This window comes from Hydrogenophaga sp. L76 (assembly GCF_057654755.1).
Genome location: NZ_CM172807.1, coordinates 1,761,856 through 1,786,441 on the forward strand (window position 1 = coordinate 1,761,856; position 24,586 = coordinate 1,786,441).

General features: G+C 64.4%; 25 protein-coding genes. 16 read left to right on the plus strand and 9 right to left on the minus strand.

The window, feature by feature from the left end; genetic code table 11:
* Positions 1-4: 4 nt before the first annotated feature.
* The 4 genes from hutH to hutG are packed head-to-tail and all read left to right on the plus strand — an operon-like array spanning position 5 to position 4,308.
* On the plus strand, positions 5-1,546 hold the full coding sequence (gene hutH, locus AC23D4_RS08320; protein ID WP_472889978.1) for a histidine ammonia-lyase: 1,542 nt from the start codon (positions 5-7) through the stop codon (positions 1,544-1,546).
* A gap of 7 nt (positions 1,547-1,553) precedes the next feature.
* Entirely contained in the window at positions 1,554-2,159 is a 606-nt protein-coding gene (locus AC23D4_RS08325) for a HutD/Ves family protein (protein WP_472889979.1), read from the plus strand.
* Positions 2,156-3,373, plus strand: a complete 1,218-nt coding sequence (gene hutI, locus AC23D4_RS08330) for an imidazolonepropionase (protein WP_472889980.1) — start codon at positions 2,156-2,158, stop codon at positions 3,371-3,373. Before AC23D4_RS08325 ends, hutI begins: the two co-directional genes overlap by 4 nt.
* The gene (hutG, locus tag AC23D4_RS08335; protein ID WP_472889981.1) at positions 3,370-4,308 is read left to right on the plus strand and encodes a formimidoylglutamase; all 939 of its coding nucleotides are present in this window, start codon (positions 3,370-3,372) and stop codon (positions 4,306-4,308) included. Before hutI ends, hutG begins: the two co-directional genes overlap by 4 nt.
* An 8-nt stretch (positions 4,309-4,316) precedes the next feature.
* Here the strand turns inward: hutG and AC23D4_RS08340 are convergent, their stop codons facing one another.
* Positions 4,317-4,751 (minus strand): hypothetical protein, encoded by a 435-nt coding sequence (locus tag AC23D4_RS08340; protein WP_487623722.1) that lies wholly within the window; start codon positions 4,749-4,751, stop codon positions 4,317-4,319.
* Positions 4,752-4,879: 128 nt separating this feature from the next.
* Here AC23D4_RS08340 and AC23D4_RS08345 point away from each other — a divergent pair, with 128 nt between their 5' ends.
* From AC23D4_RS08345 to AC23D4_RS08375, 7 genes are all read left to right on the plus strand, one after another.
* Positions 4,880-5,695 carry a DUF924 family protein gene (locus tag AC23D4_RS08345; RefSeq protein WP_472889983.1) on the plus strand — a complete coding sequence of 272 codons (816 nt, stop codon included), beginning with the start codon at positions 4,880-4,882 and terminating at the stop codon, positions 5,693-5,695.
* Positions 5,696-6,178: 483 nt separating this feature from the next.
* Complete coding sequence (locus AC23D4_RS08350; protein ID WP_472889984.1) at positions 6,179-7,111, plus strand: glutaminase; 933 nt, start codon at positions 6,179-6,181, stop codon at positions 7,109-7,111.
* Between the two features lie 107 nt (positions 7,112-7,218).
* Positions 7,219-8,565: a type II toxin-antitoxin system HipA family toxin YjjJ gene (yjjJ, locus tag AC23D4_RS08355; protein ID WP_472889985.1), complete on the plus strand. Its 1,347-nt coding sequence runs from the start codon at positions 7,219-7,221 to the stop codon at positions 8,563-8,565.
* Positions 8,566-8,583: 18 nt separating this feature from the next.
* On the plus strand, positions 8,584-9,213 hold the full coding sequence (locus tag AC23D4_RS08360) for a hypothetical protein (RefSeq protein ID WP_472889986.1): 630 nt from the start codon (positions 8,584-8,586) through the stop codon (positions 9,211-9,213).
* A 32-nt stretch (positions 9,214-9,245) separates the two neighbouring features.
* On the plus strand, positions 9,246-10,358 hold the full coding sequence (locus AC23D4_RS08365) for a glycoside hydrolase family 19 protein (protein ID WP_472889987.1): 1,113 nt from the start codon (positions 9,246-9,248) through the stop codon (positions 10,356-10,358).
* 21 nt (positions 10,359-10,379) lie between these two features.
* Positions 10,380-12,224, plus strand: a complete 1,845-nt coding sequence (locus AC23D4_RS08370; protein WP_472889988.1) for a glutamine--tRNA ligase/YqeY domain fusion protein — start codon at positions 10,380-10,382, stop codon at positions 12,222-12,224.
* A 25-nt stretch (positions 12,225-12,249) separates the two neighbouring features.
* Complete coding sequence (locus tag AC23D4_RS08375) at positions 12,250-13,953, plus strand: AIPR family protein (RefSeq protein ID WP_472889989.1); 1,704 nt, start codon at positions 12,250-12,252, stop codon at positions 13,951-13,953.
* 118 nt (positions 13,954-14,071) lie between these two features.
* On the opposite strand, the gene AC23D4_RS08380 is transcribed toward AC23D4_RS08375, so the two are convergent.
* Positions 14,072-14,191 carry an excalibur calcium-binding domain-containing protein gene (locus tag AC23D4_RS08380; protein WP_487623723.1) on the minus strand — a complete coding sequence of 40 codons (120 nt, stop codon included), beginning with the start codon at positions 14,189-14,191 and terminating at the stop codon, positions 14,072-14,074.
* 81 nt (positions 14,192-14,272) lie between these two features.
* Here AC23D4_RS08380 and AC23D4_RS08385 point away from each other — a divergent pair.
* Positions 14,273-15,360 (plus strand): IS3 family transposase gene (locus AC23D4_RS08385; RefSeq protein ID WP_472887725.1). Its coding sequence is split into 2 segments (ribosomal slippage): positions 14,273-14,525 and positions 14,525-15,360, totalling 1,089 coding nucleotides; the frame shifts between segments, so codons are not numbered across the junction.
* 374 nt (positions 15,361-15,734) lie between these two features.
* Here AC23D4_RS08385 and istB read toward each other — a convergent pair.
* Together istB and istA are read right to left on the minus strand one after the other, a co-directional pair.
* Entirely contained in the window at positions 15,735-16,568 is an 834-nt protein-coding gene (istB, locus tag AC23D4_RS08390) for an IS21-like element helper ATPase IstB (protein ID WP_472890616.1), read from the minus strand.
* Entirely contained in the window at positions 16,565-18,088 is a 1,524-nt protein-coding gene (istA, locus tag AC23D4_RS08395; protein ID WP_472890615.1) for an IS21 family transposase, read from the minus strand. The genes istB and istA overlap by 4 nt, the downstream gene beginning before the upstream one ends.
* Before the next feature lie 209 nt (positions 18,089-18,297).
* On the opposite strand from istA, the gene AC23D4_RS08400 reads away from it, so the two are divergent.
* Both AC23D4_RS08400 and AC23D4_RS08405 read left to right on the plus strand, forming a co-directional pair.
* The gene (locus AC23D4_RS08400; RefSeq protein ID WP_472889423.1) at positions 18,298-18,942 is read left to right on the plus strand and encodes a nucleotidyltransferase domain-containing protein; all 645 of its coding nucleotides are present in this window, start codon (positions 18,298-18,300) and stop codon (positions 18,940-18,942) included.
* Entirely contained in the window at positions 18,920-19,336 is a 417-nt protein-coding gene (locus AC23D4_RS08405; RefSeq protein ID WP_472889422.1) for a hypothetical protein, read from the plus strand. The genes AC23D4_RS08400 and AC23D4_RS08405 overlap by 23 nt, the downstream gene beginning before the upstream one ends.
* A 90-nt stretch (positions 19,337-19,426) precedes the next feature.
* On the opposite strand, the gene AC23D4_RS08410 is transcribed toward AC23D4_RS08405, so the two are convergent.
* Together AC23D4_RS08410 and AC23D4_RS08415 are read right to left on the minus strand one after the other, a co-directional pair.
* The gene (locus tag AC23D4_RS08410; RefSeq protein ID WP_472889421.1) at positions 19,427-19,855 is read right to left on the minus strand and encodes a hypothetical protein; all 429 of its coding nucleotides are present in this window, start codon (positions 19,853-19,855) and stop codon (positions 19,427-19,429) included.
* A gap of 150 nt (positions 19,856-20,005) precedes the next feature.
* A complete protein-coding gene (locus tag AC23D4_RS08415) occupies positions 20,006-20,473 on the minus strand; it encodes a hypothetical protein (protein WP_487623724.1) in 468 nt (155 codons plus the stop codon).
* A gap of 189 nt (positions 20,474-20,662) precedes the next feature.
* On the opposite strand from AC23D4_RS08415, the gene AC23D4_RS08420 reads away from it, so the two are divergent.
* Positions 20,663-21,019: a rhodanese-like domain-containing protein gene (locus AC23D4_RS08420; RefSeq protein ID WP_472889419.1), complete on the plus strand. Its 357-nt coding sequence runs from the start codon at positions 20,663-20,665 to the stop codon at positions 21,017-21,019.
* Between the two features lie 17 nt (positions 21,020-21,036).
* Here AC23D4_RS08420 and AC23D4_RS08425 read toward each other — a convergent pair whose 3' ends face one another.
* Positions 21,037-22,923, minus strand: a complete 1,887-nt coding sequence (locus AC23D4_RS08425) for a pyruvate kinase (RefSeq protein WP_472889418.1) — start codon at positions 22,921-22,923, stop codon at positions 21,037-21,039.
* 269 nt (positions 22,924-23,192) lie between these two features.
* Here AC23D4_RS08425 and AC23D4_RS08430 point away from each other — a divergent pair, with 269 nt between their 5' ends.
* Positions 23,193-23,816 carry a hypothetical protein gene (locus AC23D4_RS08430; protein WP_472889417.1) on the plus strand — a complete coding sequence of 208 codons (624 nt, stop codon included), beginning with the start codon at positions 23,193-23,195 and terminating at the stop codon, positions 23,814-23,816.
* A 44-nt stretch (positions 23,817-23,860) separates the two neighbouring features.
* On the opposite strand, the gene AC23D4_RS08435 is transcribed toward AC23D4_RS08430, so the two are convergent.
* Together AC23D4_RS08435 and AC23D4_RS08440 are read right to left on the minus strand one after the other, a co-directional pair.
* Positions 23,861-24,181: a GYD domain-containing protein gene (locus AC23D4_RS08435; protein ID WP_472889416.1), complete on the minus strand. Its 321-nt coding sequence runs from the start codon at positions 24,179-24,181 to the stop codon at positions 23,861-23,863.
* Positions 24,182-24,243: 62 nt separating this feature from the next.
* Positions 24,244-24,543, minus strand: a complete 300-nt coding sequence (locus AC23D4_RS08440; RefSeq protein WP_472889415.1) for a hypothetical protein — start codon at positions 24,541-24,543, stop codon at positions 24,244-24,246.
* Between the last annotated feature and the right edge of the window lie 43 nt (positions 24,544-24,586).

Here is a 24,586-nt window from a genome sequence, read left to right on the forward strand (position 1 = left end):
CACCATGACCCACACCCTCACCCTGCAACCCGGCCAGATGAGCCTGGCCGATCTGCGCACCGTCTGGCAACAGGCCGTGCGCGTCCAGCTCAGCGACGACGCGCAAGCGGGCATCGCGGCCTCGGCCGCGGCGATCCACGCCATCGTGCACAAAGGCGATGCGGCCTACGGCATCAACACCGGCTTCGGCAAGCTCGCCAAGACGCGCATCCCCGACGACCAGTTGGAGCTGCTGCAGCGCAACCTGATCCTGTCGCACTCGGTCGGCACCGGCGAGCCCATGAGCGACGCCACCGTGCGCCTCGTGGTGCTGATGAAGGCCGCGAGCCTCGCGCGCGGTTATTCGGGTGTGCGCCCCGTCGTCATCGACACCCTGCTCGCCCTGCTCAACGCCGGCATCACGCCGCGCATCCCGGTCAAAGGCTCGGTCGGCGCCTCGGGCGACCTCGCGCCGCTGTCGCACATGACGCTGGCCCTGATGGGCGAAGGCGAGGTGCGCATGAACGGCGAATGGCTGCCCGCCGCCGCGGCGCTCAAAGCCGCCGGCATCAACCCGCTCACGCTCGCGGCCAAGGAAGGTCTGGCGCTGATCAACGGCACCCAGGTCTCCACCGCGCTCGCGCTGCACGGCCTGTTCATGGCCGAGCGCCTGCTCGAAGCCGGCACGGTGACCGGCGCGCTCAGCGTGGACGCGGCCAAGGGCAGCGACGCGCCCTTCGACCCGCGCATCCACGCCGTGCGCGGCCAGCCCGGCCAGATCGCCGTGGCCGCCGCCACGCGCGCCCTGCTCGCGGGCAGCCAGATCCGCCTCTCGCACGTGGTGGACGACGAGCGCGTGCAAGACCCCTACAGCCTGCGCTGCCAGCCGCAGGTCATGGGCGCCTGCCGCGACCTCATCAACAACGCCGCGCGCACCCTGCTCACCGAAGCCAACGCCGTGACCGACAACCCGCTGGTGTTCACCGACACCAACGAGGTGCTCTCGGGCGGCAACTTCCACGCCGAGCCCGTGGCCTTCGCCGCCGACACGCTGGCCCTGGCCATCGCCGAGATCGGCGCGATTTCAGAGCGCCGCATCGCGCTGCTGATCGACAGCACGCTCTCGGGCCTGCCGCCCTTCCTGGTGGACAACCCGGGCCTCAACAGCGGGTTCATGATCGCGCACGTCACCGCCGCCGCACTCGCCTCGGAAAACAAATCGCACGCGCATCCCGCCAGCGTCGACAGCCTGCCCACCAGCGCCAACCAGGAAGACCATGTGAGCATGGCCACCTACGCCGGGCGCCGCCTGGCCGAGATGGCCGACAACACCGCCACCATCCTCGGTATAGAGTGGCTGGCCGCCGCGCAGGGCGTGGACTTCCACCGCCCGCTCGCCACCTCGCCGCGCCTGGCCCAGGCGCACGCCGCGCTGCGCGCCCAGGTGCCGTTCTACGACAAGGACCGCCTGTTTGCGCCCGACATCGAAGCCGCCCGCCGGCTCGTGCTGGAAGGTGCGGCCGGTGCGCCGCACCAGGACCTGTTCGCGTCGGTCTGGTCGCACTGAACACGCCATGACCACCGCGCGCAGCATCACCGTCGACAGCGCCCCGGCCACGCCGTGGCGCAACGGCGGTGGTGTCACGCGCGAGCTGCTGACCTGGCCCGACGCAACAAACTGGCGGCTGCGCATCAGCGTGGCCGACATCGCCGCCGACGGCCCGTTCTCGGTCTTCCCCGGGGTGCAGCGCTGGTTCACGCTGCTCTCGGGCGAAGGCGTGGCGTTGGACTTTCCAGACCACCCGCTGACGCTGCGCCCCGGCGATGCGCCGCTGGCCTTCGACGGTGCTGCGGCGCCCGGTTGCCGCCTGATGGGCGGCCCGGTGCGCGACCTCAACCTCATGGTTCGTGGCGGTGCGGGCGGCATGGCCGCCGTGTCGCCCGGCGCCGCCTGGTCAGCCCCCGCCGGAGCCCGGGCCGGCCTGTTCGCGCGGATGCCCGGCCGCTGGCGCAACGGCGAAGAGCAGCGCACACTGCCCGCTCTCAGCCTGCTCTGGTTCGACGCGCCGCCACCGGGCGACTGGCGCTTTGAACCCGACCCCACCTCATTGATCGAATTGAACCCACCGGCGCCCGCCGGCTGGTGGCTGCACCATATACCCGAAGGCGTGACCCCATGACCACCACCACCCTCTGGCACAACGCCCGCATCGCCACGCTGGACCCCTCCCTCGGCGCTGACGGCTGGGGCCTGATCGAAGATGGCGCCGTGCTCACCGCCGGCGACCAGATCGCCTGGGTCGGCCGCAACCGCGGCCTGCCGTCCCACGCCCGACCCGCGCATGAAGTGGACCTCGGCGGTGCGCTGGTCACCCCCGGCCTGGTGGACTGTCACACCCACCTGGTCTACGGCGGCCAACGCGCGGCCGAGTTCGAGCAGCGCCTGCAGGGTGCGAGCTACGAAGCCATCGCGCGCGCGGGCGGCGGCATCCGCTCCACCGTCGCGGCCACGCGAAACGCCAGCGAAGACGCCCTGCTCGCCAGCGCCACTCAGCGCGCAAAAAGCCTCATGGCCGAAGGCGTGACCACGCTGGAAATCAAGTCGGGCTACGGCCTCTCGCTGGAAGCCGAAGCGCGCTGCCTGCGCGTGGCGCGCCGGCTCGGCGTTGAACAACGCCTGAATGTGCGAACCACCTTCCTCGGCGCCCACGCCCTGCCGCCCGAATTCGAGGGCCGACCCGACGATTACATCGACGCCGTCTGCGCCTGGCTGCCCGAACTGCACGCCCAGGGCCTGGTGGACGCGGTCGATGCCTTCTGCGAAAACATCGGCTTCAGCCCCACACAGACGCGCCGTGTTTTTGAAGCGGCCAAAGCCCTCGGCCTGCCCGTCAAGCTGCACGCCGAACAACTCTCCGACCAGGGCGGCGCCGCGCTCGCGGCGGCGTTCGGCGCGCTCTCGTGCGACCACCTCGAACACCTGAGCGACGCCGGCATCGCGGCCATGAAGACGGCAGGCACCGTGGCCGTGCTGCTGCCCGGCGCCTATTACTTCCTGCGTGAAACGAAGCTGCCGCCCATCGCGGCGCTGCGCGAAGCCGGTGTGCCCATGGCCGTGTCCACCGACCACAACCCCGGCACCTCGCCGGGCCTGTCGCTGCTGCTCATGGCGAGCATGGCCTGCACGCTGTTCCGGCTCACGCCGCTCGAAGCGGTGCAGGGCATCACGCTGCACGCCGCGCGCGCCCTCGGCCTGCGCGACCGCGGCCAGCTCGCCGCCGGCCAGCGCGCCGACTTCGTGGCCTGGGAACTGGACCATCCGAACGAACTGGCCTACTGGTTTGGCCGCAACCCCTGCCGCCGCGTGATCGCGGCAGGACTGGAGCGCACATGAACCCGGATCAAACCTTTGAATGGCGCGGCCGTGACGACGCCGAAGAAACCGGCGTCAGCTCCCGCTGGCACCATCGCGTGCAGCCCGCCACTGCACACAGCACCGGCGGCGTCACGCTGATCGGCTTTGCCGTGGACGAAGGCGTGCGCCGCAACGCCGGGCGCACCGGCGCCGCCGCCGGGCCGCTGGCACTGCGCGGTGCGCTGGCCAACCTGCCGGTGCTGGGTGAACCGACGCTGTGGGACGCGGGCGATGTGAGTTGTGAAGACGGCGGGCTCGAAACCGCGCAGGCGCAACTGGGCGAGCGCGTGGCCGAAGCCATGGCGCGCGGCAGCCTGCCTCTGGTGCTCGGCGGGGGCCACGAAATGGCCTGGGGCACCTTCCAGGGCATCGTGCAGGCCCGGCCCGACGCCAGCCGCCTGCTGGTGGTCAACTTCGACGCACACTTCGATCTGCGCGTGGCCGCCCGGGGCAACTCGGGCACGCCGTTCCGCCAGATGCACGACTGGTGCGCCGAGCGCGGCCAGGCCTTCAACTACCGCGTCTTCGGCATCAGCCGGTTCGCCAACACACAGGCCCTGTTCGACCGCGCCCACGCCATGGGCGTGCGCTACTGGCTCGACGACAGCCTGCAGGACGCCGCCGGTCAAAGCGACGCGCAGCAGGCGCTGGCCACCGACCTCGCGAACTGCGACGCGGTGTACCTCACGGTGTGTCTGGATGTGCTGCCCGGCGGCCAAGCCCCTGGCGTGTCAGCGCCGGCGCCGCTGGGTGTGCCGCTCGCGCAGGTGGAGCGGCTGATCGATCAGGTGCTGGCTTCTGGCCGCGTGGTCGCGGCCGACATCGCCGAACTCAACCCGGCGCTGGACCGTGATGGCCTGACAGCCCGGGTGGCGGCGCGGCTGGCGGCGCGCATCGCGCGCAGCCGCGCCTGAAACCCGCCTCAGCGGCGGTCGTGGCGCCAGTCGCGGCGATCGTCGTGGCGGTCATGACGATCGTGCCGGTCGTGGCGCCAGTCGCGGCGGTCATGGCGGCGGTCACGTCGGTCGTCCCAGCGCGGGCCGTAGCCCCGGCCCGGGTAGTAATACACCGGTGCAGGTGCCACCACGACCGGCCGCACGTAACCGTACGGATACGGCTGGTGCATGATCACCGGCCGGTGCTGGATCACATAGGGCTGGTGGTACACCGGCGCATTCGACACCCCCACGGCCACACCGGGTGCATGCAATCCGATCGAGAAGTGGACGTTGTCGCGTGCCTGCGCAGTACCGGTCGACGCGGCCCAGCCGGCCGCAGCCAGCGCCAACAGCGCCAGGCCCTTCGCCCACCCCGAACTGCGGACCCATGGCGTTTTGAAAGTCATCGTGTTCATCATGGTTGCTCCTGTTGTCGGTGCCTGTCTGGTCACCGTGTTCCTATTACAGGAGAATCTTCGCTGTTTTGTACCGCATGCACGGTCAAAGGCGTTGCCAAAAGTAACGACCGACCGTCCGAAAGGGAGCGATGACCGACACCAACACACAGACGCAGGAAGTGCTCGACTTCTGGTTCGGCGACGGCCTGCTCCGCGACTGGCCCGCCACCGACCGCAATGCCCTCTGGTTTGGCGGCGGCACCGCGCAGGACGCCCTGATCACCCAGCGCTTCGGTCCGCTGGTCGAGAGCGCGCTCGGCGGCGGTCTCTGCGACTGGGAGTCGAAGCTGGAATCCCGGCTCGCCCTCATCGTGGTGCTCGACCAGTTCACGCGCAATGTGTTCCGCGGTCAGGCGCGGGCTTTCGCCGGTGATGGCCGCGCGCAGAAGCTCGTGTTGCAGACCCTTGCGCTCGCGCAAGACGCCGAACTCCCGAGCATGGGCCGCGTGTTTCTCTACATGCCCCTCATGCACGCCGAGAGCCTGGCGCTGCAGGACGAGTGTGTGGCCCGCTTCACCCGCCTGCTCGCCAGCACCACACCCGAGCTGCACGACACGCTGACCAGCAACCTGCGCTTTGCCTACCAGCACCTCGACATCATCAGAAAGTTCGACCGATTCCCGCACCGCAACGCCGCGCTCGGCCGCGTCAGCACGCCTGAAGAAGAAGCCTTTTTGACAGACGGCCCGCGCTTCGGCCAGTGGACGCGCCCGCCCGGCTCGACGAAACGGATCGAAACCGGCTGCGTGCCCCGCGACCGGGGCCTTACAGCGTTCCGAGCGCCAGCAGCGTCAGCGCCGCGCCCACCGCGGCGGCCGCCAGCAAGGCCAGCACGCGCAACACCACCGAGTCCCCTTCTGGAGCCTGGGTCAAATCCCCGGCCTCCGCGCCGCTCCCGGGATTGACATCAACGTCAACGGCCTCCGGGTGCGTTTCACCGGCACCCAGGCGCGTGGCGCTGCCCGGCAAAGCCCAGCTCGCCCACAGTGCATGCGCCTGCGCCGGCACGATCGCCCCTTGGTCGACAGCACTCTCCACATCGGTCCAGGACAACTGGACACGCACCGACGGCAGGAAAACGTCCTCCATCTGGGTCGCTTCCCAATGCGATTGCTCGTCCATCATCACCGTGTCCGGGTTGTCCTGGTTCATTTTGTATGCACCCCTTTTTCATTCGTCCTCTGGCAAGTCACAACGATAGCGGAAAACCTCCGCCACTGGCGCCCTGATGTGTGCCCCTTGTCGGCTGTCGTGGGGCGCACTCGCGGCCTGTGGGCACCGGAACCGTTTGCAATACCCAGATACACACAAGCCGGCTTTCATGTGCCGCCTGCATGGCGCCCACCGCCTGCGGCATAACCTGCACCGCGCGCTTCCTAGAATGCGCCATGAACCTGCCCGCCCTGCTCGACCAGATCCACACCGAAGCCCAGGCCCTCTACGGCAAGGGCCGTGTGGCCGACTACATTCCCGCGCTGGGCGAAGTGGCGCCGCGCCAGTTCGGCATGGCCGTGGCGCTGGTCAACGGCGGAATGCACACCGTGGGCGATGCCCAGGTGCCGTTCTCGCTGCAGAGCATCACCAAGCTCTTCACCTTCGTGATCGCCCTCAAGCTCATGGGCGAAGAGCTGTGGCAGCGCGTGGGCCGCGAACCCTCGGGCGCGGCGTTCAATTCCATCGTGCAGCTCGAAACCGAAAACGGCATCCCGCGCAACCCCTTCATCAACGCTGGCGCGCTCGTCATCACCGACATCCTCACCAGCCGCTACGCCCACCTTGATTACGCCCTGCTCGGCGCCCTGCGCCGCCTGGCCGACGAGCCCAACCTGCACTGGAACCCGCGCGTGGCCAAAAGCGAACGCGACACCGCCCACCGCAACATGGCCATGGCCTACTTCATGAAAAGCCACGGCAACTTTCACAACGAGCCCGAGCTCGTGCTCGACAACTATTGCCGCCAGTGCGCCACCGAGATGAGCTGCGCCCAGCTCGCCCAGGCCACGCTTTTCCTTGCCAACGGCGGGCGCGACCTCGCCCTCGACGGCCAACCCGACGAACTCTTCCTGAGCGCCGAACAAACCCGCCGCGTCAACGCCCTGCTGCTCACCTGCGGCGCCTACGACGCCGCGGGCGACTTCGCCTACCGCATCGGCCTTCCGGTGAAAACCGGCGTGGGCGGCGGCATCGTGGCCGTGGTGCCCGAGGTGGGCACGGTGGCCGTGTGGGCGCCCGAGCTCGATGCCAAAGGCAACTCGGTGCTCGGCGCCTTTGCGCTGGAGCGGCTGGTGCAGCTCACCGGCTGGGGGCACACCACGCTCTGAATGCATTCAGTTGAATGACCTTGAAACCGTGAAGTTTCAAAAAAACGTTGTTGATAAACAGTTTTTCATTGAAAATTTCATTCAATTATTCATTCATAAATTCATTCATGAGCCCGTCCAACCCCAGCGAAACCGAACCGATCCAGGCCCTGGCCAGCCTCGGCGGCCAGGCGGGCGCCGCCCAACTGCAGCAACGCCTGGGCATCAGCCAGCCCACGCTGTCGCGCCTGCTGGCTCCGCTTGTGGCCAGCGGCCTGGTGGTGGCGGTGGGCGCGGCCCGAGCGCGGCGCTACCTGCTGCCGCGCGAGGTGGCCGGCGTGGGCCGCCAGGTGCCCATCCATGAAGTGACGCCGCAAGGCGAGCTGCGCCCGTTCGGCACGCTCCACGCGCTGGCCGGTGGCGGCTTCTGGATGGACGAGGCCGACAAGGCGCACGGCAGCAGCGCCTTCCACGACAGCCTGCCCTGGTTCCTCTACGACATGCGACCCCAGGGTTTTCTCGGTCGGGGCTTCGCCGCCGCACACCCGGCCCTTCAACTGCCCGCCAACCTGCAGCACTGGAGCGACGACCACATCTTGAAAGCGCTGGTCAACGCGGGCGAAGACCTGCCCGGCAACCTCATCGTCGGCGCTGCCGCGTTCGACCGCTACCTCAGCCTGCCCGCACCGCAGCGCACCCGCGCGCCCACGGTACACGCACCCGCCGCGCAATACCCGGCCCTCGCGGCCCAAGCGCTGGGGCAGACCCTGGCTGGCTCCAGCGCGGGCGGCGAACAACCCAAGTTCAGCGCCGTGCGCGATGGCCACCCGGTGCTCGTCAAGTTCTCCCCGGCGGACGACAGCGCCACCGCCCAGCGCTGGCGCGACCTGCTCATCTGCGAAGCCCTCGCCCTGCACACGCTGGCCGGGGCCGGCATCAGCGCCGCCCACACCGGGCTGGTCGAGGCCGGGGGCCGTGTCTTCCTGGAGAGCCGCCGCTTCGACCGCACGCCACAAGGCCGCGTGGGCATGGTCTCGCTCGAGGTCTACGACCGCCAGTACATCGGCCAGGGCACCAACTGGGTCGACACCGCCCGCCGCTCCGACCAGGCCGGCCCCGAGCGCCTGAGCGCGGCCGACGTGAGCACCCTCACCCTGCTCGACGCCTTTGGCGCGCTCATTGCTAACACCGACCGCCACCACGGCAACATTTCCCTGTTGCTGCGCGAACACCGCTGGCAGCTCGCCCCCGCCTACGACATGCTGCCCATGCTCTACGCGCCCGTGGCCGGCGAGCTGGTGCCGCGCGACTTCGCCGCAAACCCACCAAGGCCCAACGTGCACACCCTCGCCGTCTGGCCCCGTGCCCGCGAACTCGCCACGCGGTTCTGGCAGACCGCGGCGTCAGACCCGCGCATCAGCCCCGCCTTCCGGGTCATCGCCCAGGGCAATGAGCAACTGGTTACGAACTTGTGATGTAGAACATCGGTCAAATTGAAGCAAAATGAACTACAAATCTTCAAAACCATCGCCATGCCAAGCCCAAACCAACCGCCCTTTGTCCGCTTTTGCGCGCTGCCTGTCGCCACGCTCCTGGCCCTGACCGTGAGCGCTTGCGCCGCCGGACCCAAGGCAGCCACGACCACCACACCCGTCACCCACAACTGCAAACCCCAGGAGACCGTGGGTTTCTCCTGCGAACTGCAGGACCGGCGGGTGCTGTCGTTGTGCGGATCGCCGGGGTTCAACCAGTTCAAGGGAGAGGCCAAGGACAACCCCGGGTATGCCTATGTCGCCATCGGCACCCGGCAGGGCGAGGTGCAGTTCCAGTACCCGCAGAATCCGCAGGACTACAAGAAGTACATGACCTTTTCGATGTCCCTGGCTGGCGCCTGGCCGCACATGTTTGTAAACACCGACAAAGGCCGCTTTCTTCACTTCAGCCTGGATATCAAGGATCCGGTCGACGCCAACCCCGAGAACGCACCTCAGGACTGGCCTCTGAGAGGCCTCGGGGACCGACCGCTGTGCGCGCGCAATGCCAACCGCGACCACATCGATTCCTTCATGTCCCAAATGATCGACGACCCTGAATGGGTCAAGAACCGCGGGTGGAACCGGTGATCAAGCAGCATTCCAAAAGGTGAGGTGGAGCGATGGCGAACCCACACATCCCACACCTGAACAACGACACGCAGCGCCAGCGTGCCGAGTCGCTTCTGGTTGCAGCGTACCGAAGTGGCATTACAGACCCGAAGGAACTCGCCAACTTCATGGGGCAAGTTCAGCACGAAAGTCAGAACTTTTCGCGTCTCGAAGAGAACCTGAACTACAGCGGAAGCCGTCTCCTCGAAGTGTTCAAGGAGCGCAACGGGCTGACCGCCGCCAAGGCAGACGAAATCGGCAAGATTCCTGACCGTACCGAACGCCAGCGGGCTGTAGCCGAAGTGGCCTACGGGGCGCCAGCGGGCAAAGCCATGCTAGGCAACACCGAGGCCGGCGACGGCTACGCCTTCCGCGGACGCGGCTACATGCAACTCACCGGGCGAAGGAACTACACCGCCTTCGGCAAAGCCACCGGACTTGATCTGGTCAACCACCCCGAGCTGGCCGCTGACCCCAGCAACGCCGAGAAGCTGGCTGTCCAGTACTGGAAAACCGCCGTCCAAGGGAACTCAAAGGCCCGCACCGACGTGACCGTGGCGGGCTCCATCATCAACACTGGGGTGGCTGGCAACAAAAACCCCAACGGCCTCGCCGACCGCCAGGCCAACGCCACCGCCTGGGAAAAGGCGCTCAACAATGGCTACCTGCAGGAAGCCTTGGCCCGCCACCCGCTGCAGCAGGAGCCCAACAACCCCAGCGCCGTCGACAACCAGCCCCTGCAGCTCAAACCCACCCACCAGCTCTCCCCCCAAAGCCTGCAACTGATCCAGCAGAGCGAGCAACAAGTCCGCGCCATCGCCGACCGCCACCAGTTGCCCTGGAACCCCGGCATGGACAACACCGTGCACGCCGTGGCCCAACAGGCCCGCGAACAGGGCTTGACCGGCATCACGCACATGAAGGTCCAGGACGGCCAGATCCGCTTCGCCCAGCACGACGGCTACGCCCTCCGGGAGGGCCAGCTGGACGCCCGCTCGGCTGCCAACACCGACGCGCGCGAGTCCCTCACCCGCCTGGCGCTGGCCGACCAGAGCCCGGCGCACGGCAGTGCCTTCAGCGCCACACCGGCCCGCGCCGCAGAAACGCCCACCATGACTGTGTGACGCCGCCCCTAGAATGGGCGAATGAGCTCCAACACACCTCCATCCCCGTCTAAAAACAACGCTGCCGCCCCCAATGCCCAGGGCGAGCAAAAGGTCAGCAACTTCCTGCGACAGATCATCGAAAACGATCTGGACAAAGGCACCTACGCCAGCCGCCGCTGGGCCGGCACCCCGGGCGACGCCGCCCACCACGCCGCCGGCCAGCCCGACCCGGCCAAGATCCGCACCCGCTTCCCGCCCGAGCCCAACGGCTACCTGCACGTGGGCCACGCCAAAAGCATCTGCCTCAACTTTGGCCTGGCGCGCGACTACGGCGGCGTCTGCCACATGCGCTTTGACGACACCAACCCCGAGAAGGAAGACACCGAATACGTCAACTCCATCCTCGACGCGGTGCAGTGGCTCGGCTTCAACTGGGAAGCCAACGGCCAGAGCCACCTGTTCCAGGCCAGCGACTACTTCGACTTCATGTACCGCGCCGCGGAATACCTGATCGAAGCCGGCCACGCCTACGTGGACGAACAGACCGCCGAGCAGATGCGCGCCGCCCGCGGCGACTTCGGCAAACCCGGCGTGGACAGCCCCTTCCGCAGCCGCACGCCCGCCGAAAACCTGGCCCGCTTCCGCGAAATGCGCGACGGCGCGCACGAAGACGGCTCCATGGTGCTGCGCGCCAAGATCGACATGGCCTCGCCCAACATCAACCTGCGCGACCCGGCCATCTACCGCATCCGCCGCGCCACGCACCACAACACCGGCGACAAATGGTGCATCTACCCCATGTACACCTTTGCGCACCCCATCGAAGACGCGCTGGAGCAGATCACCCACAGCATCTGCACGCTGGAGTTTGAAGACCAGCGCCCGTTTTACGACTGGCTGATGGACCGCCTGTGCGAAGGCGGCCTGCTCGCCCACCCCGCGCCGCACCAGTACGAATTTGCCCGCCTCAACCTCACCTATGTGATCACCAGCAAGCGCAAGCTCGCGCAGCTCGTGTACGACCACAAAGTCAGCGGCTGGGACGACCCGCGCATGCCCACCATCGTCGGCCTGCGCCGCCGCGGCTACACGCCCGAGAGCATCCAGCTCTTTGCAGAACGCATCGGCGTCACCAAGAGCGATTCCTGGATCGACTACAGCACGCTCGAAGGCTGCCTGCGCGAAGACCTGGAGACCAAAGCCCACCGCGGCATGGCCGTGCTCGACCCCGTCAAGTTGGTGCTCACCAACTGGGCAGAGGCCTTTGGCGCTGACGACTACACCGAAGACTGCACCCAGCCCGCCCTACCCCACAGCGCGATTGCCGAAGGCCAGACCCCGCCGCCCGACCGCGTGTTCAAGATCGGTAAGCACGTCTGGATCGAACGCGAAGACTTTGAAGAAGTGCCGCCCAAGGGCTACAAGCGCCTGTTTCCCGGCAACGTGGTGCGCCTCAAAGGCGGCTACGTCATCGAATGCACCGGCTGCGCCAAGGATGCGAACGGCACCGTGCTTGAGGTGCACGCCAAAGTGATCCCCGGCACCAAGAGCGGCACCCCCGGCGCCGACAGCGTGAAAGCCAAAGCCGCCATCACCTGGGTGAGCGTGGCCAGCGGCGTGAGCGCCGAAGTGCGCCTGTACGACCGCCTGTTCAGCGACCCCAACCCCGACGCCGGCGGCAAAGACTTCATCGAAGCCCTGAACCCCAACAGCCTGAAAGTCGTCACCGCCTACGTGGAGCCCTCACTGGCCGCCGCACAGCCGGACCAGAAATTCCAGTTTGAGCGGTTTGGGTACTTTGTGGCGGACCGGGTGGATCACGTGGCTGGAAGCAGGCCGGTGTTCAACCGGGTGACGGGGTTGAAGGATAGTTGGGGGAAATAGACAGCTTATAAATTAGGGAGAGGAAATGGCAAATCAAATACTTCTTGACGCGTGCGCAACTCAATTCGCAAATGACAACGGGTTCTCACACATACCAGAAAGTGAGAGATTCGAGTACTTTTGCGCACTACAGCTCACAAAGCAATCAGAAACCACATTTTCAGAAATCGAAGATGCAATAACTGATGGCGGAAATGACGGAGGCATTGATTGCTTTCTAATACTTGTAAACGATCAGTGCATCACAACAAAAGAAGATCTTCAAGAAATAAAAATAACTTCAAGCTCATCTATGAGAGTTCTTATAGTTCAGTCAAAAACTACACCCTCATTCAAAGAGGCCACCCTGAATACCTGGATAACCAGTTGGCCACTAATTTGCGATCTTTCGAAAGACACACCCACGCTACTGAAGATATTTAACAGCAGCCTAGTTGAAAAAATCGAACTATTCCGAGCCATCTGGATTGAAGCCATAAAAAAACATGCCTTATTATCTGTCGACTTCAGATACTGCACGAGAGCTGAGACAAACGAAGTAAACAGCGTAATCAAGGCAAAGATAGACCAATTCAATGCAGTCGCTGAAGGCACGCTCAAAGGATGCCCTATTTCCGTAGAGCTAATGAGTTCTGCCGAATTGATGCAACTATATCAACTGCAACCGATTCAAAGCTTAGAACTGCTCTTTGAAATGGATCCTGCATCCATAAGCCTGACCAAAGAAAAGTATGGCTACGTCGGCGTCGTCAGATTAAAGAACTATTTAGACTTCATCTCCGACTCGTCAACAGGTAAAGTGAGAGAATCAATTTTTGAAGCAAACATTCGACATTTCCTAGGAGAAGTTGATGTCAACAAGAAGATCTCTGAAACAATAAACGCAGATAAAGAGAATGACTTCTGGTGGTTCAACAACGGCATCACGATAATTGCTGAGAAAGTTTCACAGTTACCCAAAGCACTTCACTTGGAAAATGTGAAAGTAATTAACGGACTCCAGACCTCATTTACAATTTACGAAAATCGAAAATCAATATCTGAAAGTGATCCCCGAACTGTTTTGGTAAAAGTAGTAAAGTCAACAGATAAGGCCGTTGTCGACAAAATAATCAACGCCTCCAACTTTCAGAATCCAGTTCAACCGGTCCTACTTCGTGCCACAGATGCTATTCAACGCGACATTGAAGACTTCTGTTTAACCAAGAACTATTTCTACGATCGAAGGAAAGGCTTCTACAAGAACCAAGGCAAACCTGCCAATCGGGTTTTCACAATTCAGGACATGGCCCAAGCCATAAGATCAATTCTATTCTTTGATCCCGCAACTGCCAGACGAAATCCAACAACAATCATAAAGTCAGACGCCTCATATCAAACCATTTTCGATCCCAAGAAGCCATTTGGCAGTTACCTAACCTCCGTACTAATAGTTCAAAAGGTTAGGGAACACATCTCGACTGCCATTGCCTCAGATTTAAGAGGTCTTGCAAGAAATCTGACTTTTCATGTTGCTCGTGCAGTCGTTTCCATTATGCTGGGGAAAGCCACATACTCGCACCAAGAGGTTGAGGGCCTCGACGTTGAGAAACTAGACTCAGAAATACTTAACAAAGCGTTGGAAACGGTACTTTTTATTCTAGACAAATATCAAAAAGAAACTGGCGATAATGTTATTAATATTGCCAAGGCTCAAAAATTCTCAGAGTTCTTAACGGCAAATTTGTAAATCGCCCCTAGGGTCAGGCAGCGGGCAGCGGAGGTCTTGCCTTTTGCCCCGAAGCGAGACACATGGATTTGGTCGCAGATGCCGCAGCGAAGCACCGGGCTTCGGCGTCAGGCCGCCCTCACCCGCCAAAAGGCCCCGTGCACAACTGCTGCTCGCACGGAATGCCATCACCATCCCCGTCCATTTCCATGCCCGGGCAGTTGTTCAGAAACTGCTTGGCTTCGCTGCATGAACTCATTTGCGAGCAGTGTTTGCGGCGGTAATCCCCCCGAAAAACCAAAGTTCCCAGAAGTAGAATTTTCCAAGAAGGAAGTTCTACGTGAAGAAGTCGAGATTTACCGACAGCCAGATCATGGCTGCCTTGAAGCGAGTTGAGGCCGGTCTGGCGGTGCCAGAGATCTGCCGGGAGGTGGGGATCAGTACCGCTACTTTTTACAAGTGGCGTGCCAAGTTCGGCGGTATGGACACCTCCATGATGGCCCGCATGAAGGAGCTTGAAGACGAGAACCGGCGCCTCAGGAAGATGTATCTGGAGGAGAAGCTCAAGGCTGAAATCGCCAACGAGTACCTCGCAAAAAAGTAACACGGCCATCTCGTCGGCGCGAGATGGCCAAGGAAGTCGTGCAGCAGCGTGCCGTCGCCATACGAGTCGCCTGTGCGGTGTTCTCGATCAGTGAATCCTGCTACCGCTACGAGTGCAAACAAAACGCCGAGAACGAGGAGATTGCCAACTGGCTGATGCGCCTGACGGACAACCACCGCAACTGGGGATTCGGCCTGTGCTACCTGTACCTGCGCAACGTGAAGAATTTTGGCTGGAACCACAAACGGGTCTACCGCATTTACCGCGAGCTGGAGCTCAACCTGCGCATCAAGCCACGCAAGCGGCTGATGCGGGAGAAGCCGCAACCATTGGCCGTGCCGCAGGCTATCAATCAGGTCTGGTCCATGGACTTCATGCACGACAGGCTGGAGGACGGCAGGAATCTGCGCTTGTTCAACGTGATCGACGACTTCAACCGTGAGGCGCTTGGCATTGAGGTGGACTTCTCGCTGCCCAGTGAGCGGGTGATCCGGGCGCTGAAGCAGATCATTGCCTGGCGAGGCAAGCCGCTGGTGATTCGTTGCGACAACGGGCCGGAGAACATCAGCGGCACCATTCAGAACTGGGCCAGTGAATGGGGCATCCAGATCGAATACATCCAGCCTGGTAAGCCGCAGCAAAACGCCTACGTTGAGCGGTTCAACCGGACGGTGCGATACGAATGGTTATCCCAGTATCACTGGTCAAGCCTTGAAGAGGTTCAGGACTTCGCCACGCAATGGATGTGGTCCTACAATCACGACCGCCCGAACATGGCCCTGGGCGGATTCACCCCAAAGCAGCATCTGGCCATGGCTGCATAACCGTTCTACTTCTGCGGACTGTGGAAATTGGGGGGATTACCCGGCCATCGCACTGAAACGCTGGCAATCTGATCTCGGGCGCGGCGGTTTGCACCGGGCTGCTCATCACGCTCTGGGGTTCCGCCGCTGTCACTTCGGCCCGCTCGGTGTATCGGGTGTAGCCATACCAACCCAGGCCAGCGACCAGCAGCAGCGCCACGAAGCGCGTGCCCAACGAGTTCGACTCGGAACGCTCGGGCGCTCGGCGGGCCTGATGCCGAACCTGATCGTGTGTATGACGCCGAGGCGCCCTGGGTTCCGGGTGTTGAATTCCACGCAATCCTGACCCCGGCTTTCCATCCAATATTGACCCCACCTGTTGGGGTGTAGCCGAGCTACGCGTCTGTGGATAAGTCTACCGCTGGTGCATCGGCTTCTCCTTTCTCAGTCGTGCCGTTCTGGGCCGTCCGGGGCTTCTTTCTCGGGCCTGTCTTTGCTGCAGCGCTGGAGTGTTTGAACCGCCAGCTTTCATTGCCTGTCTCCACGATGTGGCAGTGGTGGGTCAGCCGGTCCAGCAGCGCCGTCGTCATCTTCGCGTCGCCGAACACCTGGCTCCATTCCCCGAAGCTCAGGTTGGTCGTGATCAGTATGCTGGTGCGCTCGTAGAGCTTGGAGATCAGGTGGAACAGCAAGGCACCACCGGCCTGGCTGAACGGCAGGTAACCCAGTTCATCGAGGATCACCAGGTCCATGTAAACCAGCCGGTGAGCCAACTGCCCGGCCTTGCCCTGGCTCTTCTCCAGCTCCAGCGCATTGACCAGTTCCACCGTCGAGAAGAACCGCACCCGTTTGCCGTGACGCTGGATCGCTTCGATGCCGATGGCCGTGGCCAGGTGGGTCTTGCCCGTACCCGGTCCGCCGATGAGCACCACGTTGTGGGCCGCGTCAATGAACTGGCCTCCATGCAGCGTGCGCACCAGTGCTTCGTCCACACCGGCCTGGCTGAATTCAAAGCCCGCAAGATCGCGGTGGGCGGGGAAGCGTGCCGCGCCCATCTGGTACGCCATGGAGCGCACTGTGCGTTCGGCCTGTTCGGCGCGCAGCAACTGGCCCAGGAATGCCTCAGGACTGAACTCGGTGTGCCGCGCCTGCGCGGCCACCTCGGGGTAGTTGGCGGCCATGCCGTGCAGCTTCAATGCCTTGAGCGCTGTGATGATGGCCTGGCTCATGGCTGCGCTCCTTGGGCGTCGTCACCATCGAGCGAGCGCAGCCGGTCGTAACGCTGCACGTTGGCCAGCGGCTGCACCGCCAACGTCAAGGGCGTCTTGACCTCCTGGGCATCGCCCGTCTGGCCGCCAGACTTCAAACGCGCCAGCACGTTGAGCACATGCTCACCACTGGGCTTGCCGCTCTCCAGCGCCAGCTCGGCCGCCACCAGCACCGGCTCCAGCCCATGCACCGGAACGGCCGCCAGCACCTGTGCCATCACCCGGTCCCCGCCTTCGTGGCGCAGCAGGATGGCCTGCAACTTCTTCAATGGCTCGGGCAGGGTCTCGAAGGGCGCACCGTTGCGCAGCGCCCCGGGCTTGCGTTCGATCAGGCTCACGTAATGGCGCCAGTCGTAGAAGGTCTGGCTGCGCTCGAAGCTGCGCGCATGGCTGGCGATGCGGGTGTTCTCGGCCACAACGTCCAGGCGATCCGGATACAGGCGCAGGCTGACCACCTCGTGGGCGTGTTCGGTCGGCACGCTGTAGCGGTTGCGCTGCAGGTGCACCAGCGCCGTGCTGGAGACTCGGGCCAGCACCTCCACGTAGCCATCAAACGGTTTGGGGTTGGGCATGAGGCGCAGTTGTTCGTCCTGCAGCACGTCGGCCACCTTCAGCGTGGGCCACTCGGGGTGGTTGAGCTCGGCCCACGCGGCGCGGCACTCCTGGGCCAGCCAGTCGTTGAGCGCTTCCATGCTGGGCCAGCGCTGTTTGAGCGCCTTGTGCCAGATGCTGCTGCGCCGGTCGCGCACGTTCTTCTCCACGATGCCCTTCTCCCAGCCGCTGGCGACGTTGCAGAACTCGGGCTCGAACAGGTAGTGGCCCGTCATGGCTTCAAAGCGCGCATTGATCACGCGCTTCTTGCCCGCGCCGACCTTGTCCACGGCGGTCTTCATGTTGTCGTAGATGCCGCGCTGGGGCACGCCGCCGAAGGCGGCAAACGCCCGGGCATGGGCATCGAACAGCATCTCGTGGCTCTGGGTCGGATATGCCACCAGCCAGAAGGCGCGGCTGCCACACAGCTTGGTGTGCGCCACTTCCAGGCGCCGGCGCAGGCCGCCCACCCAGGCGTACTCGGTGCTCCAGTCGAACTGGAACGCGTCGCCCAGCGCGAACTTCAAGGGCACGAAGGCGGGCTTGCCGACCTTGCCCGACTGCTCTTCTCGCCAGCGCCGGGCAAAGGCGGCCACCCGGCCGTAGCCGCCGGTGTAACCCTGCTCGGCCAGGGCTTCGTACATGGCCTTGATGGTGCGGCGATCGCGTTTGCCGCGGTGCTGGTCGGCCTTGAGCCAGGTCGCCAGCGTCTCGGTAAAGCCGTCGAGCTTGCTCACCACCACCCGCTGGGGGTACTTGGGCTGGACCATCTCGCCCTTGCGCAGCCACACCTTGATGGTGTTTCTGGCCAGGCCCGTGCGCCGCTCGATCTCTTTGATTGGAAGGCCATCGCGCAGGTGCATCCTGCGGATCTTTGCCAGTGTTCCCACGTTGATCACTCCTTGAACCCTCCTGCTCAAAAAACAAGCAGGAGACCTTACTCAAGGGGTCAAAGTTGGATGAAAAAACTCAGTCCAGAGGGGTCAGATTTACGTGGAAATCAACATCGCCAGCATCAACCGCCACCGCGAGCCCCTGTATGCAGCGTGATCCGCGTGCAGTGGCGTAGCAAGAATCGCCACACAAACCCATATTAGGTATGATAGAACCCATTATGGGTATTAGATCCACACCTTCTCCTTCGTCCACAGCCGACGCCCTCTTCCCCAAGGTGCGCCAGCGCGTGCTGGCCGTGCTGTTCGGCGCGCCGGACCGCAGCTTCTACACGAACGAGGTGATCGGGCTGGCGCAGTCGGGCGCGGGCGCGGTGCAGCGCGAGCTGGCCGATCTGGCGGGCGCGGGTTTGCTCACGGTGCGCAAGCAGGGCAACCAGAAGCACTTTCAGGCCAACGCAGCATCGCCGGTGTTTGCCGAGTTGCGCGGGCTGGTGCTCAAGACGATGGGGCTGGCCGATGTGTTGCGCGCCGCGCTGGCGCCATTGGGGCCGCAGATTGAGCGCGCCTTTGTGTTTGGCTCCATCGCCAAGCAGCAGGACACGGCCGAGAGCGACGTGGACCTGCTGGTGGTGAGCGACACGCTGGGCTATGGCGATGTGTTCGCGGCGCTGGAAGGCGCCAGCCAGACGCTGGGGCGCACCATCAACCCGGCGCTGTATTCCGCCACCGATTTCCAAGCCCGCCTGCAGGGCGACAATGCGTTCGTCAGTCGCGTGATGCAACAGCCAAAGATATGGCTGATCGGCCAGGCCGAATCAGCGCCACATGAACCCAACCAACCCACTTGAAAATCTGAGCCGCACTGGCGGCTCGCTCAAACCCGAACCGCCAGATGCGGCCGAGATCGCCGGCTTGCAGCGCACGGGCCGCGCCCGCCTGGCGGACGCGGGCAACACCACGCTGGCACTGGAAAGCCGCTTTGACCTGGCCTACAACGCGGCCCACGCCTTGTGCCTCGCGGCACTGCGCGCCAAGGGCTACCGGGCCGGCAACCGCTACATCGTCTTTCAGGTGCTGCCGCACACGCTGGGACTTGGGCCAGAGGTCTGGCGCGTGCTGGACCTGTGCCACAACAAGCGCAACCTGGGCGAGTACGAAGGCTTCCTGGAGGTGGACGAGCGGCTGGTCAGGGACCTGATCTTGGCGGCGCAGCGCGTGGCTGATGCGCTGGCGGCGGCGTAAAGGACGCGCCAGATCAAGCGGTCAACCACTCCCCAAAACCGCCCTTCCCCACCCATCTCGACAAAGGGTGCGACGCACCCGCTGCCGCACTCAGTGCAGCGTATTCGCCATGATCTGGTGCATTTCATTCTCCAGAAGCTTCGACGGTATGACGACCATCTGCTTGCCGCCGAATTCGGCCGAGTAGCGCGGCGTTTCGCTGGCATGCTGGTAGGCCTCGCCGAGCCGCACAATCATCTTGCCGACTTCAATTTGCGTCAGATGGTGTTCTTCGGCGAACTCCTTGAGGCCGGTGACCTTGCCATCGTGAATCCAGGCAATGCCGAAGTTGCTGGGGGGTCTGCCGAGGAAGACAAAGGCCTCGTGTTCTGCCGGAACCACTTCCAGGTGGTCATGCACCTTGTGCGCCAGCTCCGCCAGCGGCGCTTTGACCTCATCGAGCTGGGCCATCGCCTCGTTGCCAGCCGGCAGCGGCGGATACGCCACCTTGTTGCCAAAAAACTTGTCCAGTAGTCCCATGTTGTTCTCCTTTCAGAAGAATAAAAGAGAGCCTGACAACTGCGCATGAGCGCGTAGCGGGAGGGGGGGGAGATGGGAAAGATGTCGCCAAGCGCTTTCACCATAGACCATCAGGGCGATTTTTTCAAACCGGGTCGACGAAATGGTTTTTCAAAGGCCCGCCGGCCGGCTGGGTATGTTGGCGCTGTAGATCAGCTCCACCGTGGTGCCGTCGGTCATCTGGAGCTGCACCGTCATGCGCCGAAACGCCCACTTGAGGTCGACCGTGCCGGGCGCCGCGTTCTCCCGCGCCTTGGTGCTGATGGGCAGGCCGTAGCGCGCGCGCAGCGAGGCCTGCAGGGCTTGCAGCAGCGCCTGGGTGCGCTCGCGGGTGCCAGGCTGGGCCCGCAGGTGAATGCGCTGCAGGCGCTCGGACTCGAAATGGAAGGTGGCGGCGAAGTCCTCGTCCGCAATCGGCGTGTTCGGGATTTCCAGCAAGGCGCTGCGGTCCGCCAAGCGCTGGCTGGGTGAGGTTTCGCGGGCGTCGGGCATCAGGGCGCGGATCTCGGCCGGACTGGCGTGCATCGGTGCATCGCGCCACAGGGTCTGGGCCGAGGCACTCCATGCGAAGCCAGCCATCACAAGACAGGTAAGGAAGTGCTTCATGGCGCCCAGTGTGCCGCAAGCGCCCGGCTCGGGACCTCAGCGGGGAATTTCCGGGGAAGGCGTTCCCAACGCCTGCAGGCATCTGGCCAAATTGAAAGATACTCCCGGGTGTAGCTTCGGTTGGATTTTTTCCTCCCGCAGCCCCCTACCCCAAGGAGTTGTATGGATTTCGCAGATTTTTTCCAGCAGTACTGGCCGCTCATGCTGGTGGCGCTGTGGTTTGGCTACAAGTGGTGGAGCGCGCGAAAGGTCGTGGCTTTGCTGCCCGGGCTGAAGCAGCAGGGCGCGACGCTGGTGGATGTGCGGTCCGCCGCGGAGTTCGCGGGCGCCAGCGCCCCGGGCTCGATCAACATCCCCCTGCCGGAACTCGGGAGCCGGCTCAGCGAGATTCCCAGGTCGGCGCCCGTGGTGCTCTGCTGTGCCAGCGGAACGCGCAGCGGGATGGCGAGGATGGTGCTGAAGAAGAATGGCTACGGGCAGGTCTTCAATATCGGCAAATGGCGCAATCTGTTGCGGTGACGGATCGGCGCGGGGGCTCAGGTCAGGCCCTCCTCCGCCCAGGCCCGCAGGGCGCGCAGCAAGGGGGTTTTCTTGGTCTGGTGGCCGGCCATGCGGCGCAGGATGTCGTCGAGCATGCGGATGGCGTCTTCGATGTACGGGCCTTTGTTGAGCATCACGCATTCAGCGCGCACGCCCATGCTGGCGTCGGAGATTTCGGCGCGCGAGGGCACGCCGGTCTTGGCCAGGGTTTCAAGCACCTGCGTGGCCCAGATGACGGGCATGTGCGCCGCCTCTGAACACCAGAGGATTTCTTCCTGCACTTCGGCCATGCGCTCGTAACCGCATTCCACGGCCAGGTCGCCGCGCGCGATCATCACGCCGGCCGTGGGCGCGGCCATGGCGGCGAGCATGAGCTCGGGCAGGCTCTCGAAGCCCCGCAAGGTTTCAATCTTGAGCACCACGCCCACCTGGCTGCCCCCCAGCGCCCGCAGCTCGTCGAGCAGGCGGTGCACGTCGTCCGGTGCTTGCACGAACGAGAGGCCCACAAGGTCGGCCACCTTGGCCACGGTGCGCAGGTCCTGCAGGTCCTTGTCGGTGAGCGCGGGCAGGTCGAGCTGGCTGTCGGGCCAGTTGATGCCCTTGTCGGCCATGAGTTTTTCGCCGCCGTCGCGGGCCTGCACGATCTCCAGCTCCAGCCGGCGCCGGGACGCCTTGCGCACCACGGCACCGATGCGGCCGTCGTCGATCCAGACCCGTTCACCCACGCGCGCCTGGCCGATCACCTCGGGCAAGGTGCAGGCGATGCGGGGCGGCTCGGCATCGCCTGCATCGTCACCGTAGGCCGGCTCGGCGGTCAGCTGCAGCACGTCGCCCCGGTGCAGGCGGATCGCCGACGGCAGGGGTTGTATGCCGCTGGGATAGGCGGTGTGGATGCGGCGACCGTGCGTGCCTTTGAGCGAGAGGGCTGTGTCGGGCGTGAGGTAGCAGGTGTCCATGCACTCGACCACCACGCCATGGACATCGCGCTCGACGACGAGCAGGCGGCGCTTCTTGCCGCGCCCGTCGGTGAGGTGGATCTGTTGCCCCAGCCGGGCACGCTCCAGCCAGTCCTGGTCCACCACGATGCGCGGCGGGGTCCCGGACGTTGTCGGCATCTCGGTCGGCGTCAGGCGCAACCGCCAGGGCTGGATGGCGAAGCCCAGCTCGTCGCGAGCGGGGCGGAGCTTGAGCACGGCTGGGCCGACGGGCAGCGTGCCGGTGCGGATCTTGGGGCCGCCCAGGTCCATGAGGACTTTCACCTCGCGCTGCGCCGCCTTGGCGGCACGCCGCACCAGCCTGGCCATGGCCTTCCAGGCATCGGCGTCGTCGTGTGCGCAGTTGATGCGGGCCACGTCCATGCCGGCCCGGACCAGGCCGCGCACCAGCGAGAAGTCGGTCGCCGCCTCGCTGGGCAGGGTCACCATGATGCGCACGTTGCGGTCGCGCGCCACCGGGCCGAGCAAGGCCTTCGTGTGATGCAGCAACAGCGCCGGTCCCGACACGCTGCCCACGGGCTCCTCGGACGAGCGGTCCTGCCAGTCCTGGCCGGTCAGGCGGTGCAGGATGCCCAGCACCTTGTCCACGTTGGCCAACACGTGAGACTCCGAACGCCCCAGCGAAGACACCCCCAGCCAGGCCAGCCGGCCCTGCAGGTCGCGCAGGTCGGTCGCCCGCATGGCCAGGAAATGCACCAGGTTGCGGGCGCTGTCGCGCTGATGGGGGCCGACCCGTTCGATGGTGTCGGCGTAGCGCTGTTCGCTGTCCAGCATGGCCGCGCGCAAGGCCCAGAGCTTCTGGATCAGCTCATGACAGACCTCGGGGTTCCAGGGCTGCGGACCGGGCGGGGTCTCTGCAGGGCGAAGGGGCTTGCTTTTCTTGTGCATGCCTCCTTGTAAGGCAAACAGGTTTCAAGTTTGTGTCAGCGTCGGGTGGCTGTGGCTCCTGTGCCCGGCCTGGGAGCCCGGGAGTCCACCAAGGCCGTGCGCAGCGCCACGCGCAGGCCACGCACCGCATCGTCCAGCGCCCTGCTCGGCGCGCCAGCTGGGGTTGGGCGAGGCGCCGTATTCTGGTGCGATGTGGGCAGAAGGCCTGTTACAACCGGCTGTGCAGATCCGTGTGCCGAACGCTGACCAGACGCCAGAAGGAGTCCCCCATGCCACCCCGCAAAAAAGAGACGATGGAATCCGACACGCCCGAGGGCACCGGATCGCACCTGATCAGCCAGGCCATCCTGTCGCTGGTGGGCCAGGTGCCCAGCTCGAAGGAGCGCAAGAGCCAGTCGCCCGCGGACGATGCACGCAAGAAGGCCAATGCCGCGGCGGCCAAGGCGGCGCTGGCGGCCGGCGCGCTGGCGCTGCCGCCGGGTTTCGTGGGCTGGTTGACCATCCTGCCCGAGATGGTGGGTGTCTGGAAGATCCAGAAGCAGCTGGTGGCCGACCTGGCCGCCCTGTATGGCAAACAGTCCACGCTGACGCCCGAACAGGTGGTGTATTGCCTGTTCCAGCACACGGCGGCGCAGGGCGTGCGCGATCTGGTGGTGCGCGTGGGTCAGCGCACGCTGGTGCGGCGCGCCTCGCCGCTGCTCATCCGCACCCTCACCCGGCGCATTGGCGTGAAGCTCACGCAAAGAGTTCTGGGCAGGGGCGCGGCGCGCTGGCTGCCGATCGTGGGCGCGGTGGGCGTGGGCGCATATGCCTACGTCGACACGGCGCAGGTGGCCGCCACGGCGATCGACCTGTTCGAGGGCGTGATCGAGGTGGATGCGGTGGAGGTCTGATCCCACCGCTTCGCCAACCGGCCCTCGAAGGCGCGGTGCGCGCGCTATTGCCCCGGCGGGCGGTAGACCGGCAACTTCTTGGTGGCTATGTCGACCTCTTCCACCGTGAGCAGCACGGTGGTGCGCAAGGACACCGCGCCACTGGTGTTGATGGCGGTCACGAGGGCGCAGGCGCTCACGTTGTCGGGCATGTCGACGATGGCAAACACATCGGTGTCACCAAAGGCGAAGTACAGGCATTCGAGCGTGCCGCCCATCGATTTGACGAGTTTGTCAACCACGGTCCGGCGCCCGGAGGCACCTTCCTTCACGAGACCGCGCGCGCCTTCGGCGGAGTAGTTGCCTTGCGCAAGGTATTTGGGCATGGTGATGTCTCCAGGGGATTGGGGGATGAATGAAACAGGAGCCGGAACAGGCAGGCACGGCGTCAGACCGTCTTCCAGATGGCGTCATGAAACGAGCCCGGGATGAAGTTGTCTGACGCGCTGTTGACAAGCTCCCAGTACCTGGGGTCTGAGGTGATCTTGTTCATGACGGTCTCCAGCTCGGTCAGATCGTTGTAGCGGGCCGACCAGGCCACGCGCTGCACCTCGCCACCGATGGGGAGCAACACTTCGAGCTCGCGTTTTTGTGTTTCCTTGAAATAGGTGGCCATCTCTTTGGCAAACGCCAGGGCTGCGCCCGTTTTTCCGGGCTTGACGCCGGCCACTCGCACAAATGCAATCATTTTTGTCTCCTTGTTTCGCCGGAACAGCGGCGTCTGTGGCCCG